Source organism: Streptomyces sp. P13-3-3 (genome assembly GCF_050571355.1).
In the GTDB taxonomy this organism is placed as follows: domain Bacteria; phylum Actinomycetota; class Actinomycetes; order Streptomycetales; family Streptomycetaceae; genus Streptomyces; species Streptomyces althioticus.
This window is the reverse complement of sequence record NZ_CP192228.1, coordinates 2,766,139-2,780,769: the sequence shown is the minus strand read 5'-3', so window position 1 is coordinate 2,780,769 and position 14,631 is coordinate 2,766,139. Positions and strand designations below refer to the sequence as shown.

The following is a 14,631-nucleotide window of genomic DNA, read 5'->3' as shown; positions in this document are numbered from 1 at the left end:
TCTTCGAGCCGACAGCCGATTCCCGCATCGGGCGAGTGGGCAGGCAAGATGGGGTGGTGACCCTCATCGATCAGCTGCCGCCGAACGCCGACCCCGACGCCCTGTACGAAGCCTTCGAGTCGTGGGCGCAGGAGCGCGGGCTCACCCTCTATCCGCACCAGGAGGAGGCGCTGATCGAGGTGGTGTCGGGGGCGAACGTGATCGTCTCGACGCCCACCGGCTCCGGCAAGAGCATGATCGCCGCGGGCGCCCACTTCGCGGCGCTGGCCCGGGACGAGGTCACCTTCTACACCGCCCCCATCAAGGCGCTCGTCTCGGAGAAGTTCTTCGAACTCTGCAAGATCTTCGGCACCGAGAACGTCGGCATGCTCACCGGCGACGCGTCCGTGAACGCCGACGCCCCGGTGATCTGCTGCACCGCCGAGGTGCTCGCCTCGATCGCGCTGCGCGACGGCAAGGACGCCGACGTCGGCCAGGTCGTGATGGACGAGTTCCACTTCTACGCCGAGGGGGACCGCGGCTGGGCCTGGCAGATCCCGCTGCTGGAGCTGCCGCAGGCGCAGTTCGTGCTGATGTCGGCGACGCTCGGCGACGTCTCCTTCTTCGAGAAGGACCTCACCCGCCGCACCGGCCGGCCCACCGCGGTGGTCCGTTCCGCGACCCGGCCGGTGCCGCTGTCGTACGAGTACCGGTACACGCCGCTCACCGAGACGCTGACCGACCTCCTGGAGGCCCGGCAGGCGCCGGTGTACATCGTGCACTTCACGCAGGCGCAGGCCGTGGAGCGGGCGCAGGCGCTGATGAGCATCAACATGTGCACGCGCGAGGAGAAGGACAAGATCGCCGACCTGATCGGCAACTTCCGCTTCACCACCAAGTTCGGCCGCAACCTGTCCCGTTACGTGCGGCACGGCATCGGCGTGCACCACGCCGGCATGCTGCCCAAGTACCGGCGCCTGGTGGAGAAGCTGGCGCAGGCCGGTCTGCTGAAGGTCATCTGCGGCACCGACACCCTCGGTGTGGGCGTCAACGTCCCCATCCGTACGGTGCTGTTCACCGCGCTCACCAAGTACGACGGCAACCGGGTGCGCACGCTGCGGGCGCGTGAGTTCCACCAGATCGCGGGGCGCGCAGGGCGGGCCGGCTTCGACACCGAGGGCTTCGTGGTGGCCCAGGCGCCGGAGCACGTCATCGAGAACGAGAAGGCGCTGGCGAAGGCGGGTGACGACCCGAAGAAGCGCCGCAAGGTGGTGCGCAAGAAGGCTCCCGAGGGGTTCGTCGCGTGGAGCGAGCAGACCTTCGAGAAGCTCATCGGGTCCGAGCCGGAGCCGCTGACCTCCCGCTTCCGCGTCACCCACACCATGCTGCTGTCGGTCATCGCCCGGCCGGGCAACGCCTTCGAGGCGATGCGCCACCTGCTGGAGGACAACCACGAGCCGCGCAAGCAGCAGCTCCGCCACATCCGGCGGGCGATCGCCATCTACCGTTCGCTGCTGGACGGCGGCATCGTCGAGAAGCTCGACGAGCCGGACGCGGAGGGGCGCATCGTGCGTCTCACCGTGGATCTGCAGCAGGACTTCGCGCTCAACCAGCCGCTGTCCACGTTCGCGCTGGCCGCGTTCGAGCTGCTGGACCCCGAATCGCCGTCGTACGCACTGGACATGGTGTCCGTGGTGGAGTCCACGCTGGACGACCCGCGGCAGATCCTCGCCGCCCAGCAGAACAAGGCGCGCGGTGAGGCGGTCGCCGCGATGAAGGCCGACGGGGTGGAGTACGAGGAGCGCATGGAGCGCCTCCAGGACATCACCTACCCGAAGCCGCTGGAGGAGCTGCTCTTCCACGCGTACAACACGTACCGCAAGTCCCACCCGTGGGTCGGCGACCATCCGCTGTCGCCGAAGTCCGTGGTCCGGGACATGTACGAGCGGGCGCTGTCCTTCACGGAGCTGGTGTCCCACTACGAGCTGGCCCGCACCGAGGGCATCGTGCTGCGCTACCTCGCGAGCGCCTACAAGGCGCTGGAGCACACCATCCCCGACGACCTGAAGTCGGAGGACCTGGAGGACCTGATCGCCTGGCTGGGCGAGACGGTGCGCCAGGTCGACTCCAGCCTGCTGGACGAGTGGGAGCAGCTGGCGAACCCGGAGGAGATGACCGCCGAGGAGGCCCAGGAGAAGGCCGACCAGGTCAAGCCGGTCACCGCCAACGCCCGCGCCTTCCGTGTCCTCGTCCGCAACGCCATGTTCCGCCGCGTGGAACTCGCCGCCCTCGACCAGGTGGACGCGCTCGGCGAGCTGGACGGTGAGTCCGGCTGGGACGCCGACGCGTGGGGCGAGGCGATGGACAAGTACTGGGACGAGTACGAGGAACTCGGCACCGGTCCCGACGCGCGCGGGCCCAAGCTGCTCATCATCGACGAGCAGCCGGAGAACGGGCTGTGGCGGGTCCGCCAGATCTTCGACGACCCGAACGACGACCACGACTGGGGCATCAGCGCCGAGGTCGATCTGACCGCCTCCGACGCCGAGGGCCGCGCCGTCGTGCGGGTCACCGACGTCGGCCAGCTGTGAGCACAGGGGAGACGCACCCATGACGAACCCGGCCGAGAGCCTCGTCGCCCTGCTCGACCTGGAGCAGATCGAGGTCGACATCTTCCGCGGCCGCAGCCCGCAGGAGTCCCTGCAGCGGGTCTTCGGCGGGCAGGTCGCCGGCCAGGCGCTGGTCGCCGCGGGCCGCACCGCTGAGGGCGACCGCCCGGTGCACTCGCTGCACGCGTACTTCCTGCGCCCGGGCCGGCCCGGGGTGCCGATCGTGTACCAGGTGGAACGTGTGCGGGACGGCAGGTCGTTCACGACCCGCCGGGTCACCGCCGTGCAGCAGGGCCGCACGATCTTCAATCTGACCGCCTCCTTCCACAAGCCTGAACAGGGGAGCTTCGAGCACCAGTTGCCTCCGGCCCGCGAGGTGCCGGACCCCGAGTCGCTGCCGACGGTCGCGGACGAGATCCGGGAGCATCTGGGCGCGCTGCCGGAGCAGTTGGAGCGGATGGCGCGCCGCCAGCCCTTCGACATCCGCTACGTCGACCGGCTGCGCTGGAAGCCGGACGAGGTCGAGGGCGCGGAGCCGCGCAGCGCGGTGTGGATGCGTGCGGTCGGGCCGCTCGGCGACGACCCGCTGGTGCACACCTGCGCGCTGACCTACGCCAGCGACATGACGCTGCTGGACGCGGTGCGGATCCCGGTGGAGCCGCTGTGGGGTCCCCGCGGGTTCGACATGGCGTCGCTGGACCACGCGATGTGGTTCCACCGGCCGTTCCGTGCGGACGAGTGGTTCCTGTACGACCAGGAGTCCCCCATCGCCACGGGCGGCCGCGGTCTGGCCCGCGGCCGGATCTACGACCGGGAGGGCCGCATGCTGGTCTCGGTCGTGCAGGAGGGGCTCTTCCGGGCGCTGTAGGTCCGCGGACGGCGCGGGGGCGCCGAAACGCTGCGGCGGCTCCGGACACCCACGGCACGGGCGCCCCGCCCGCGAACGGACGCTGGACGGGGCAGGGCGCCCCTGGGTGCGGCATCGCGTGCCGCCAAGCGGCACGCGCGGACGGGCGCCCGGGCCGGCCCGTGCCACCGGTGTCCCGCCCGCACGCGGGCCGCCGGCCGCTCCGGCCGCCGCCGAGTGCAAAGCGAACCGCCCGGCGTCGCCCGTTCACGGGCGTCCCGCGCCACTCGCGCCATCCGGTGTCCCGTCCGCACACGGGCCGTCGGCGGCTCCGGCCGCCGCTGGATGCGGCAAGGTGAGTCGTCACGGGCGCCCCGAGGCACCAGCCAGCCGGCCTCACGGACGTGTCGCTGTCCGGGCGGACCTGTGGCGCCAGCGGGTGAGCAGGCCTCGGCGTCTGGCGCGGTCGGCGGCGGCCGGGGTGTCCGGGCGAGCTGACGCGGCGGGTCGGGCCGGTGGAGGCCCGAGTACCGGCCGGCGGGACACAAGTGGCTCGGGCGCGGACGTCGGGCGGCACGACGTGGACGGCCGGGGCGCCGGGTGGTGGGTCCTGGCCTCGTCCACCAGGCGGGCCAGGTCGGCCCGCAGCCAGGCGATCTCGTCGTCGTCCCGGGCCGTCATGAGGTCCGCCGCGATCCGCGCCCCCGGCGATTCGGGGTTCGCACCGCCGGGGGGACGGCGGCGGAACGTGTGGAGACGAGACCGGTCGTACGGGTCACGCACCACCTGCGCCACGTGCAGCGGGTCGAGGAACGACGCGACCGCGCCCGCACGGGCCCAAGGGCCCTCCGCCTCCCGGAGCAGGAAACCCAGGTGCCTGCTGCGCCAGTTGCGGGGCCGCAGGTCGATCCCGGAGTCCAGCAGACCGCGCAGCCCTTCGGGCATGCGCCCGGTCAGCAGCGCCGCATGCTTCTCGTCGTCGCCGAACAGCCGTAGTTCGTCCGCGAGATAGAGCCAGACCACGGCGCGGTAGCGGTTCAGGTGGAACGCCACCGGCACCAGGAGGCCGAGCCTCGCCAGCCGGGTGAAGCGGGTCTTCGCCACCCCCAGCAGGTCGGCGCCTTCCGCGGTGCCCACGGCGTGCACGCTGCGGCGCAGCGCCTCGGGGAAGCCGGGGCCGGCCCGCAGCCGCTCGATCTCGGCCCGGGCGACCCGACGCTCCCCCGAAGCCCTTCCGGCCTCCGCGCGGATGCGCCCGAGTCGCACGCCCAGGTCGAACTCGGTGCGCCTCAGCCCCAGTTCCCGGGCGGCGCGGCCGGTCGTGACCCAGGAATCGTCCTTGGCCGCCGCGACCTGGCCGACACCCGTGTCGAAAGCCGTGACCGTGCGCTGCGTGATGGTGGTCCGCTGTCGGGCCATGCTCGTCTCCCCCGTGCGTATGGAGAGCCGGCGCCGGTTGCGCCCGCTCCGGGAAAGACAGTAGCCGTTCCGTCACCCTCCGTGTCCACCCTGTGGAAAACCTCCGCCGCCTCCTCCACAGGGCCAATGCATCCGCAGGTCAGACGTCCGTGCCCGGCTCCGGTGGGCGTCGGGTGTCGACGTCGAGATGCTCGCCGACCCGGTTGACGAGCAGTGTCATCTCGTAGGCGATGTGGCCGATGTCGGCCTCGGCGCCGCTGAGCACGCACAGACAGCTCCCGGAGCCGGCGGCGGTCACGAAGAGCACCGCCTCGTCGAACTCCACCATCGTCTGGCGCACCCCGCCCGCGCCGAAGTGCCGCCCCGAGCCCTTGGCGAGGCTGTGCAGCCCGGACGAGACGGCGGCGAGATGCTCGGCGTCCTCACGGCGCAGGCCCGTGCTCGCCCCCGTCACCAGGCCGTCGTTCGAGAGGATCAGCGCGTGCCGTACGTGCTCGACGCGCTGGGTCAGGTCGTCCAGCAGCCAGTCGAGTCCCTGGTTCTGCCCCATGTCGTGTGTCTCCCCCTGTTGTCCCCGTGTGCCCCGTGTGTCGTCCCTCCGGTCGGGAGGGTCCCTGCGCCAGCCTTCCCCACGACCGGGCGGCGGGCAAGGAAGATGAGAGCCATGGGACAGAAGATGACCGAGGAAGAGTGGCGGGCGTTCGTCTCGCACGGCACCCGCACCGGCAAACTGGCCACCGTCCGGGCCGACGGGCGTCCGCATCTGGCGCCGGTCTGGTTCGTGCTCGACGGTGGCGACGTGGTGTTCAACACCGGCGCGGCGACGGTGAAGGGGCGCAACCTGGCCCGTGACGGGCGGATCGCCCTCTGTGTGGACGACGACCGGCCGCCCTTCGCCTACGTGATCCTGGAGGGCCGGGCGCGTCTGTCGGAGGACGTCGAGGAGCTGCGGCACTGGGCGGCCCGGATCGGCGCGCGGTACATGGGCGAGGACCGCGCGGAGGAGTTCGGCGCCCGCAACGGAGTGCCGGGCGAGCTGCTGGTCCGGGTGAGTGTCGACAAGGTGCTGGCCGAAAAGGGCGTGGCGGACTGACACCGCGCCGGGCTCGCTCGGAGCAGGACGCCCGGTGGGCCGGCGGGCCGGCGGATGCCATCGCGGTCATCCCACCGAGTCGAGCAGCCGGGCGGTGTGCATGCGCCCGGCGTACTCGACGAGCTGGATGAGCACCTCCTTGCCCGAGGAGCGCTCGCGGGCGTCGCACAGCACCACGGGCGTGCCCGGGTCGAGGTCGAGCGCGCGGCACACGTCGCGCGCGTCGTGCCGCCGGGCGCCGGAGAAGCAGTTGACGGCGACGACGAACGGGATCTTCCGGTGCTCGAAGTAGTCGACCGCCGGGAAGCAGTCCTCCAGCCGCCGGGTGTCCGCGAGCACGACCGCGCCGAGCGCGCCCTGAGCGAGTTCGTCCCACAGGAACCAGAAGCGGTCCTGTCCCGGGGTGCCGAAGAGGTACAGGGAGAGCCCGGAGCGGATGGTGATGCGGCCGAAGTCCATGGCGACGGTCGTGGTGACCTTGTGGTCGACGCCGTCGGTGTCGTCCACCGTCCGGCCGGCCTCGCTGAGCATCTCCTCGGTGCGCAGCGGCCGGATCTCGCTGACCGCGCCCACCAGCGTGGTCTTCCCCACGCCGAAACCGCCGGCGACCAGGATCTTCAGCGCCAGAGCCGTCGTCTCGCCGGCGGGGGCGTCGGGGTGTTCGGGGGCCATCGTTCGCTCTTTTCGTGAGGGTTTTTCAGACGCTCTTCCGTGTGGGTGGGGCGACACGCCGCCCGCCGGTCGGGACGGGCGCCCGCTACAGCGCCCGCAGCCCCGCGATGACCTCGCGGAGCACCCGCTCGTCGGGCAGCTGGGCGGGCGGCACGGGCCTGCTGACGGTGACCCGGCCGCGTTCCAGCAGGTCGCCGAGGAGGACCCGGACGACGCCGACGGGCAGATCGGCGCCTGCCGCGAGTTCGGCGACGGACTGGGTCTCCGGCCGGCACAGGTCGATCAGCGCACGGTGCTCGGGGCCGAGTGCCGGGTCGTCGTCGCCGGCAGGCGCGGCGGGGTCCAGGGTGACCAGGGCGATCAGGTCGAAGCGCACGCCGGAGGGGCCGGGTGCGGTGCGTCCGCCGGTCACGGCGTAGGGCCGTACCAGCGGGCCGGCCTCGTGGTCGTACCACTGGCTGCCCGGTTCGCGCGTGGCGCCGGTCGTGTCGTCGGTCATCTGCTCGGACCGCTTCCTCGTCTCATCCGGCCGGCGGCCGTGCGGCGACGCGCGGCGCGGTGTCCAGGTGCTCGCCCACGCGCCGGACGAGGCGTGCCATCTCGTAGGCCACGAGGCCGATGTCGGCGGTGACGGAGGTGAGCACGGCGAGGCAGGAGCCCTCCCCCGCCGCGGCGACGAACAGGAAGCCGTCGTCCATCTCGACCATGGTCTGGCGTACGCCGCCGGCCCCAAAGTGCCGTCCGGCGCCCTTGGCGAGGCTGTGGAAGCCGGAGGCGACGGCGGCGAGGTGCTCGGCGTCCTCGCGGCCGAGGCCTCCTGAGGCGCCCATGGCGAGTCCGTCGCCGGACAGCACCACGGCGTGCCGTACGTCGGTGACGCGGAGCACCAGGTCGTCGAGCAGCCAGTCGAGTGCGCCGGAGTGCCGGCCTGTGCCGGTGCGAGGGTCCTGGATCATGCGGGGTCTCCTTCGGTGCTGGGCCGCGCCGTGCCGCGGGCGGCGCCGGGCGGACGGCCGCCGCCGCGTGTCCAGCCGTCGCGGTAGGCCGCCATGCGGTCCCGTACGAGTTCGGGGGTGCGGTCGTCGGCGCGGCCGACGCCCGGGGTGGGGCCGGGTGCGTCCGGCCGGCCGTCGCGGAGCTGGGGCGCCAGGCTCGCCTGGCGTACCCGGCGGGGCAGGTCGTCGGAGCCGGCCGGCTCCTCCGTGCGGTGCAGGCGCAAGGTGGCGGCTCCCTGAGGGCTCTCGGACTCGACGCCCGCGTCGGAGCGCGGCACGGCGTGCGGTGCGGGGCGGGGCGCCTGCGGCGCGCTCCTGTCGGCGTGCGGCACCGGGCGCGGCGCTGACCGCGATTCCGGCGGCCCGTCCACGTCGGCGCCCGGCACAACGCGCGGCACCGAGCGCGGCGCCGACCGGGATTCCGGCGGCGCTTCCACGTCGGCACCCGGCACGACGTGCGGCACCGGGCGCGGTGCGTGACGGGTTTCCGGCGGCCCGTCCACGTCGGCACCCGGCACAACGCGCGGCACCGAGCGCGGCGCCGACCGGGATTCCGGCGGCGCGTCCACGTCGGCACCCGGCACAACGCGCGGCACCGAGCGCGCTGCCGGCCGGGATGCCGGCGGCGCGTCCACGTCGGCACCCGGCGCAACGCGCGGCACCGGGCGCGCTGCCGGCCGGGACTCCGTCGGCGCGCTTCCGTCACCGCGTGGCACGACGCTCGGCGCGGGATGCGCCACGGGACGGGGTTCCGGGGTCGCGTCGGCGACGGGGGCCACCAGGGCGCGCCGGCTGTCGGGGGCGGCGACCGCCCTGGGCCGCGGGGCGTGGCCGCCGCTCCGGGCGCGGGCGGGTTCGCGGGGCTCCGGACGTCCTTCGGCGGGGGCCTCGGTCTGTGTACCGGGACGTTCCTGCTCGGCGCGTTCGTCGAGCAGCGCGGTGGGGAGGAGGACGACCGCGGTGGTGCCGCCGTAGGGCGAGGTCTTGAGGTGCACCTTGACGGCGTGGCGGGCGGCGAGCCGGCTGACCACGAAGAGGCCGAGCCGGTCGCTGTCGAACAGGTCGAGCGCCTCCGACTCGGCGATGCGGCGGTTGGCCTCGGCGAGGGCCTCCTTGCCCATGCCGAGGCCTCGGTCCTCGACCTCGACGGCGTAGCCCTTGCCGACGGGTTCGCCGGTGACGCGCACCCGGGTGTGGGGCGGGGAGAACTGCGCCGCGTTCTCGATGATCTCAGCGAGCAGGTGGGTGAGGTCGGCGACGGCCGCGCCCGCGACGGACGTCTCGGCGAGTTGCCGCACCTCCACGCGCGCGTAGTCCTCCACCTCGGAGACGGCCGCGCGCACCACGTCGGTCAGCGGCACGGGCTTGCGCCAGGCGCGGCCGGGCGCCGCGCCGGAGAGGATGATGAGACTCTCCGCGTGGCGGCGCATGCGGGTGGTGAGGTGGTCGAGGCGGAAGAGGTCGCTCAGCTCGTCCGGGTCGTCGGAGCGGCGCTCCATGCTGTCGAGCAGGCTGAGCTGGCGGTGCACCAGGACCTGGCTGCGGCGGGCGAGGTTGACGAAGACGCCGCTGATCCCGCCGGCCAGTTCGGCGCGTTCCACGGCGGCGCGCAGGGCGGCCCGGTGGACGGTGCCGAGGGCCTGGGCGACCTGACCGGTCTCGTCCTGGGCGGGCGGTCCGTGCGGGGCTTCCGCCCGGATGTCGATCTCCCCGCCTCCGCGCAGTTTCCGCATGGCCTCGGGGAGTTTGCGGTGGGCGATGTCGAGGGCGTCGTCGCGCAGGCCGACCAGTTCGATCACCAGGCCGCGTCCGATGCGGACGGAGATGACGAGGGAGGCCGCGGCGGCGAGGAGGCCGAACAGTACGGCGGCCCCGGCCGGTCCGAACAGTCCACGCTCCACGGGGTCGGCGCGTCCGGCGACCGACGCCGCCGCGTGCCGCTCGACGGTCCGCAACTCGTCCCTCACGCGTGTGTGCGCGGCGTCCCAGGTGGCGCGGGGGACGGCTTCGGCGGCCCGTGCCCCGGGGCCGGCGGCGAGGATCTTGTCCTCAGCCGTGTAGAGGACGGCGTAGGGGCGGCCGTCGGCGAGCGTGTCCCAGGCGGTGCGGGCCGCTCCGGGCAGGTCGGGCGCGGCGGAGGCGGTGAGGGTGCGGCGCAGTTCGACCGCCCCGGTGAACAGGCGCAGGCGTTCCCCGCCGAGGCTGCCGTGCAGCCGGGCCGCGGCGAGGATCGCGTCCTCCCGGGCGAGGGCCTCGCCCGCGCGGGCGAACTCGAGCAGTACGCGCGCGTCGGAGCCGAGTTCGGCGTCCTGGACGCCGGTCAGGGCGCCGCCCACACGGAAGGCCCCGTCGATGGCGGCGGTGTACCGCTCGTACGTCCGGGCCCAGCCCGCGCGGCCTTCGCGGACCTCCGCGCGCAGCGGACGCAGGCGTTCGGCGGCGGTGACGAAGGCGTCGAGCCGCTCGGCCACCGCGCGGGGCAGCGCCTCCCCGTCGGCGACGGTGCGGTCGTCGCCGAGCCGGAGACGGGCGACGGCCCGGTCGGTGCGCTGGGCGAGACGGGTGAACTCCGGGTCCCCGACGGCCGCCGTGTCGGACGCGCGGCGCACGGCGGCGGCCCGCTCGGCCTGCAGGGCGGTGACGGCCTCGGCGACCGGGGTGCGGACGGCGGCGTCGGCGCGCTGCACCTGGCGCAGCCGGGAGACGTCCTGGGCGGTCGTGACGGTGGCGTACCCCCACAGGGCGAGCAGGGACACGACCGGCACCATCAGCAGGCAGATGATCTTGGCGCGGACGGTCCGGGGACCGGACGGGCCGCGCAGCCGCGGTGCGCCCGTCCCCGCCTGGCCCGTCGGGGGCATCGGTCCCTCGTCGGCGGGCGGTCCCGCGTGGGCGCGCCGGCCGCGGACGGGAGGCGGGGACGGTGCCTGGGCGCGGGTGCTCGGGGTCCTCCGGGGTGTGCGCATGGACTCCTCGCTCGTGGGGTGGCGTGCGGACGGGCGGCGGTTGTCAGTGGGCGGGGTGCCCGGCCGGCCGGCGGGCGGAGGCGGGCGCGTGGCGTTCCCCGGCCGCCGGGGACAGCGCGACGAAGGCGGACGTGATGAAGAGGTAGGCACCGAGACCGACGGCGAGCGGGAAGACGAACGACATCGCGCTCGCGCCGGGCAGCGGCTCACCGGACGGCGTGACCCGCACACCGACCGCGTACATGCCCGTGTAGTGCATGCTGCTGACGGCCGCGCCCATGATCAGGGAGGCGGCGGTGACGGCGGCCGGGGAACGGATGGCGAGGGCCGCCCACAGCGCGGCCGTGGCGGCGACGACGGCGATGAGGACGGACAGCGCGACACGCAGCGGGTCGTAGCTCACCTCGCCGTGCAGCCGGACCGCCGCCATGCCCAGGTAGTGCATGCCGGCGACACCGAGCCCGGTGGTGAGCCCGCCGAGCAGAAGGGCCTGGAGCCGGTCGGGGTGACGGCCGACGGCGAACACCCCGGCGCAGACGAACAGCATGGCGACCAGCAGGCTCAGCAGGGTGAGCGGCACGTCGTAGCGGATGTCGGTGCCGCTCACGCCGAAGCCGAGCATGGCCGTGAAGTGCATGGTCCAGATGCCGGTGGCGATCGCCGAGGCCGCGGTGAGCAGCCAGTTGCGCCGCACGCGGCCGGTGGCGGCGAGCGCGCGGACGGTGCAGCGCAGCCCGAGGGCGGCGCCGGTGCAGGCCATCGCGTACGACAGCACGGGGGTGAGCCACCCGAGGGTGGCGTGGTCCAGGTGTCCCATGACCCGGGGACGCTAGGGGGCGCGGGCGCATGGAAGGGGCGCGTTTCGAAAGCAGCGCGAAGTTGACGCACCGATGGCGTGGTACGACCGCATCGCGCTCGAACATGCGCACCCGATGCCGCCGGTTCCGGTGAGGGATCATGCGGTGCATGAGCGACGACCACACACATGTGCAGGAGTTCTTCGGCGCCCGCGCCGCCGGCTGGGACCGGCGGTTCCCCGACGACGGACCCGCCTACGCCGCCGCGGTCGCCGAGCTCGGGCTGCGCGAGGGCGGCCGGGTGCTGGACGCGGGCTGCGGCACGGGGCGGGCGCTCCCCGCGCTGCGTGCCGCGGTGGGACCGTCCGGGGTGGTGCTGGGCGCGGATCTGACGCCGGAGATGCTGCGTGAGGCCGCGCGGGCCGGCCGCGACCGCGACGCGACGCTGCTGCTGACGGACGTGGCCGCGCTGCCGTTGCGCCCGTCGTCGCTCGACGCCGTGTTCGCGGCCGGGCTGATCGCGCATCTGCCGCAGCCGGCCGAGGACCTGCGGGAGATCCGGCGCGTGGTGCGGCCGGGCGGGGTGCTCGCCTTGTTCCACCCGATCGGACGGGCCGCTCTCGCCGCACGCCAGGGGCGGGAACTCACCCCGGACGACCTCCGCGCCGAGCCGAACCTGAGGGCGCTGCTCACCGGCGCGGGCTGGCGCATGACGTCGTACGTCGACGAGGACACGCGGTTCCTCGCACTGGCGGTGCGGGACGCCTGAGGCGGGTTTCGCGTCCGCGGGGCTTTCGTGGAGGGTCCGCGAACGCATCCGCACGCAGGGGCGATTCGCCCCGTCCGACCGGAAACCTGCAGCTCCGGGCGCGGGTGCGGGGTCGTGACAACGGGTGCGGGGTCGGCATATGGTGCGCGCCGACGGACGAACCGATGGGGAGGCTGGGATGGCCGGGACGGACCAGGAAGCCGTCGCCGCCGACGACGACGCGCTCTACGTGCTGACGGCGGCGCTGCTGACGCCCGCGAAGTTCCCCAGCGTGCTGGGCGACGACTACCCCGAGGCGTGTGCGGCGCTCGGCCTTCCGCCCGTGGCCGACGGCTACGGGCTGGTGCTCGGCCAGGACGGGGAAGGCGCCCGGTGGACCGTGGTCGTCGACGACGTCTCGCTGGTCGCGGTCGCGATCGCGTCGTGGGACTGCGGTATGGAGCACGACCTGTCGCCGGACGAGCGCACGGTCGTCGCCGCGCTGCCCGGCTGGCCCCTCGCCGTGGCCGTGGCGGCGCCGAACGTACCCGCGCCGCACGACCCCTCCCCCGACGCGGCGGACATGCCGCCGCTGACGCCCCCGGACGGAGAGGTGTGGGGGCCGGCCCAGCGGCGTCTGGGGGCCGACGAGATCGCGCTGCAGTGGGCGACGTGGCGGGAGCAGGTGGACGACTCGGCGTTCCCCACGCCGGACCCGGCGGCGTCGGACGCCGGTGAGGGCGACGCGGCCGAGGGAACGGCGACGGGCGGGCACAGCGGGATCCGCCGGGTGCTGGCCGAGGCGCGTGCCTACGTCGACTCGCCGCCGCCGCTGGGGCGGGTGCGGTCCTCGTTCGCACCGGGCGGCGCGCGGACGCTGCGGGCGGACGGGCCCGGGTGGTCGCTGGTCGCGCGGACGGACGACATCGCCTTCGTCCTGCTCGACGACGAACCCGGCGAGGTGCTCCCGGTGGGGCGGGGGCCGGAGCTGCCGGGGCTGTTGAAGGCGCTGGACGAGATGGCCGTACGGCCGCTGTGAGGCGGAGGGTGCGGGGTTGGACGCCCCACCTCACCCGCCGGGCCCGGGTCTGCCGGCCGCACCCCTCCCTGACACGTCCAGCTCCTCGGACGCCCGCCCCTCCCTCTGGGACGCGTCAGCCTCTGCCTCGCCTCAGCGGCCCAGCTCCTTGCGGGTGGCCCGCCGCAGGCGTCGCCTCTGGGACGGGTCCAGGGCGAGGTAGGCGGCCGCCGGGACTCCCAGGATGATCAGGAGCGCGGCCCACCAGGGCAGCCATATCAGCAGGATGAGCCCGACCGCCACGCCCCCCGCGGCGATCTTCGCGTTCTTCGACATGTGCGTCGCCTCCTTCGCGGCCACTGCCGCTCTCTGACGTGAAAACGGGTCCGCGTCGGCGGCGGTTCCTGGCCGCCACCCTGAGACGTCCCTGAGATACGGCCCCTAAGGTCTCGGGCGGCTCGGACCTCCTCCCACCATGGTGACCCACCTCACAGCGCAGGGGTACCCACGGGACGCGGCGGGCGTCACGGGGCGTCCACGCCCTCCAGCCCCGGCAGCAGCGACTCCAGTCCGCTGGGCAGCGCGGTGGGCAGTCCGCTCGGGAAGTCGGAGGGCAGCGCGGTGGGCAGTCCGCTCGGGAAGCCGCTGGGCAGCGCGGTCGGGAAGCCGGAGGGCAGTTCCGTGGGGAAGTCCGAGGGCAGCAACCCGGTCGGGAACTCCGACGGAAGGTCCAGCGACGGGCCGCCGGTGGCGGTCTCGGCAGGCTCCGTGTCGGGACCGTCCTCGTCCGAGGTGACGAGGACGGCGATGGAGACGACCAGGGCCGCGACGATCACGGCGAGCACCAGGATCACCACGCGGCGCCGCCCGGGGCCGCCTCCCGGTCCGCCTCCGCCGTCGCCGGGCGGGCCGGACGAGGACTCGTCGCCGTAGGAGGGCGGGCCGGGCGGCTGCTGGGGCGGTTCGGGTGGCGTGGCCATGAACACATGGTCGCCGCGGGTGCGCGGCCGCGCGAGAAGACGGCGGCGAAACCGCCCGCCAGTCGTGGCACGCGGGCGCACACCAGGCGCGCGGGTGCTTGTGACTCGGGTCGGGTGCGGCTCGTCGCGGGTCGCTCGCGCGGTTCCGCGCCCTTGATCGCGCCGGGACGGACTGTGCGCCGAGCCCGCACCTCGCCGCGGGCGGCACGAAGGCCGGCGGTGGACGTGGAGAGCCTGGAAGTGTCCGGGGCAAGCGGTTGTGGTTGCCGTCGCTCTCCGTCGGTCCCCGGCATCGGCGGCGATCGCCGGGCGGAAGAGCGGGAGCGCTGAGCGAGCTGAGCGAGCCGAGCGAGCCGAGCGAGCCGAGCGACCCTACACTCGCCGTCACGGCCCGGAGAGCGTCGCAACTCGTTCGTGCCACGGTCGAACGGCGCGCGGCCGCGCGAGAAGACGGCGGCGAAAGCGCCCGCCGGTCGCGGCACGCGGGCACACACCAGGCGCGCGGGTG

At 74.2% G+C, this 14,631-nt stretch carries 14 protein-coding genes; 5 read left to right on the top strand and 9 right to left on the bottom strand.

The genetic code is table 11. The features are described 5' to 3' along the window. The first annotated feature begins 56 nt into the window (after nt 1-56). Together ACQZOG_RS12685 and ACQZOG_RS12680 are read left to right on the top strand one after the other, a co-directional pair. On the top strand, nt 57-2,570 hold the full coding sequence (locus ACQZOG_RS12685; RefSeq protein WP_037643657.1) for a DEAD/DEAH box helicase: 2,514 nt from the start codon (nt 57-59) through the stop codon (nt 2,568-2,570). 19 nt (nt 2,571-2,589) lie between these two features. After that, entirely contained in the window at nt 2,590-3,456 is an 867-nt protein-coding gene (locus ACQZOG_RS12680; protein WP_365164680.1) for an acyl-CoA thioesterase, read from the top strand. A 375-nt stretch (nt 3,457-3,831) separates the two neighbouring features. Here ACQZOG_RS12680 and ACQZOG_RS12675 read toward each other — a convergent pair whose 3' ends face one another. Both ACQZOG_RS12675 and ACQZOG_RS12670 read right to left on the bottom strand, forming a co-directional pair. Then, nucleotides 3,832-4,854 carry a DUF6397 family protein gene (locus tag ACQZOG_RS12675; RefSeq protein ID WP_058915632.1) on the bottom strand — a complete coding sequence of 341 codons (1,023 nt, stop codon included), beginning with the start codon at nt 4,852-4,854 and terminating at the stop codon, nt 3,832-3,834. Between the two features lie 139 nt (nt 4,855-4,993). Continuing rightward, nucleotides 4,994-5,404, bottom strand: a complete 411-nt coding sequence (locus ACQZOG_RS12670) for a roadblock/LC7 domain-containing protein (RefSeq protein ID WP_033277219.1) — start codon at nt 5,402-5,404, stop codon at nt 4,994-4,996. 114 nt (nt 5,405-5,518) lie between these two features. Here ACQZOG_RS12670 and ACQZOG_RS12665 point away from each other — a divergent pair, with 114 nt between their 5' ends. After that, complete coding sequence (locus tag ACQZOG_RS12665; protein ID WP_033277218.1) at nt 5,519-5,947, top strand: PPOX class F420-dependent oxidoreductase; 429 nt, start codon at nt 5,519-5,521, stop codon at nt 5,945-5,947. Nucleotides 5,948-6,013: 66 nt separating this feature from the next. On the opposite strand, the gene ACQZOG_RS12660 is transcribed toward ACQZOG_RS12665, so the two are convergent. The 5 genes from ACQZOG_RS12660 to ACQZOG_RS12640 all read right to left on the bottom strand — a co-directional run bounded on the left by ACQZOG_RS12660 (nt 6,014) and on the right by ACQZOG_RS12640 (nt 11,397). Then, nucleotides 6,014-6,619: a GTP-binding protein gene (locus ACQZOG_RS12660; protein ID WP_033277217.1), complete on the bottom strand. Its 606-nt coding sequence runs from the start codon at nt 6,617-6,619 to the stop codon at nt 6,014-6,016. An 85-nt stretch (nt 6,620-6,704) separates the two neighbouring features. Then, nucleotides 6,705-7,118: a DUF742 domain-containing protein gene (locus tag ACQZOG_RS12655; RefSeq protein ID WP_033277216.1), complete on the bottom strand. Its 414-nt coding sequence runs from the start codon at nt 7,116-7,118 to the stop codon at nt 6,705-6,707. Nucleotides 7,119-7,140: 22 nt separating this feature from the next. Continuing rightward, nucleotides 7,141-7,575, bottom strand: a complete 435-nt coding sequence (locus ACQZOG_RS12650; protein WP_230227183.1) for a roadblock/LC7 domain-containing protein — start codon at nt 7,573-7,575, stop codon at nt 7,141-7,143. Next, nucleotides 7,572-10,580 carry a nitrate- and nitrite sensing domain-containing protein gene (locus ACQZOG_RS12645; RefSeq protein ID WP_430741497.1) on the bottom strand — a complete coding sequence of 1,003 codons (3,009 nt, stop codon included), beginning with the start codon at nt 10,578-10,580 and terminating at the stop codon, nt 7,572-7,574. The genes ACQZOG_RS12650 and ACQZOG_RS12645 overlap by 4 nt, the downstream gene beginning before the upstream one ends. A gap of 43 nt (nt 10,581-10,623) precedes the next feature. Then, nucleotides 10,624-11,397 carry an MHYT domain-containing protein gene (locus tag ACQZOG_RS12640; RefSeq protein WP_058915637.1) on the bottom strand — a complete coding sequence of 258 codons (774 nt, stop codon included), beginning with the start codon at nt 11,395-11,397 and terminating at the stop codon, nt 10,624-10,626. 140 nt (nt 11,398-11,537) lie between these two features. Between ACQZOG_RS12640 and ACQZOG_RS12635 the strand changes: the two genes are divergently transcribed. Together ACQZOG_RS12635 and ACQZOG_RS12630 are read left to right on the top strand one after the other, a co-directional pair. Beyond that, nucleotides 11,538-12,146, top strand: a complete 609-nt coding sequence (locus ACQZOG_RS12635) for a class I SAM-dependent methyltransferase (protein ID WP_365164670.1) — start codon at nt 11,538-11,540, stop codon at nt 12,144-12,146. A gap of 178 nt (nt 12,147-12,324) precedes the next feature. Then, nucleotides 12,325-13,164 carry a hypothetical protein gene (locus tag ACQZOG_RS12630; protein ID WP_033277212.1) on the top strand — a complete coding sequence of 280 codons (840 nt, stop codon included), beginning with the start codon at nt 12,325-12,327 and terminating at the stop codon, nt 13,162-13,164. 132 nt (nt 13,165-13,296) lie between these two features. Here the strand turns inward: ACQZOG_RS12630 and ACQZOG_RS12625 are convergent, their stop codons facing one another. Together ACQZOG_RS12625 and ACQZOG_RS12620 are read right to left on the bottom strand one after the other, a co-directional pair. Next, on the bottom strand, nt 13,297-13,479 hold the full coding sequence (locus ACQZOG_RS12625; RefSeq protein WP_037638333.1) for a hypothetical protein: 183 nt from the start codon (nt 13,477-13,479) through the stop codon (nt 13,297-13,299). 188 nt (nt 13,480-13,667) lie between these two features. Beyond that, nucleotides 13,668-14,123, bottom strand: a complete 456-nt coding sequence (locus ACQZOG_RS12620; RefSeq protein ID WP_245657276.1) for a hypothetical protein — start codon at nt 14,121-14,123, stop codon at nt 13,668-13,670. Nucleotides 14,124-14,631 lie beyond the last annotated feature (508 nt).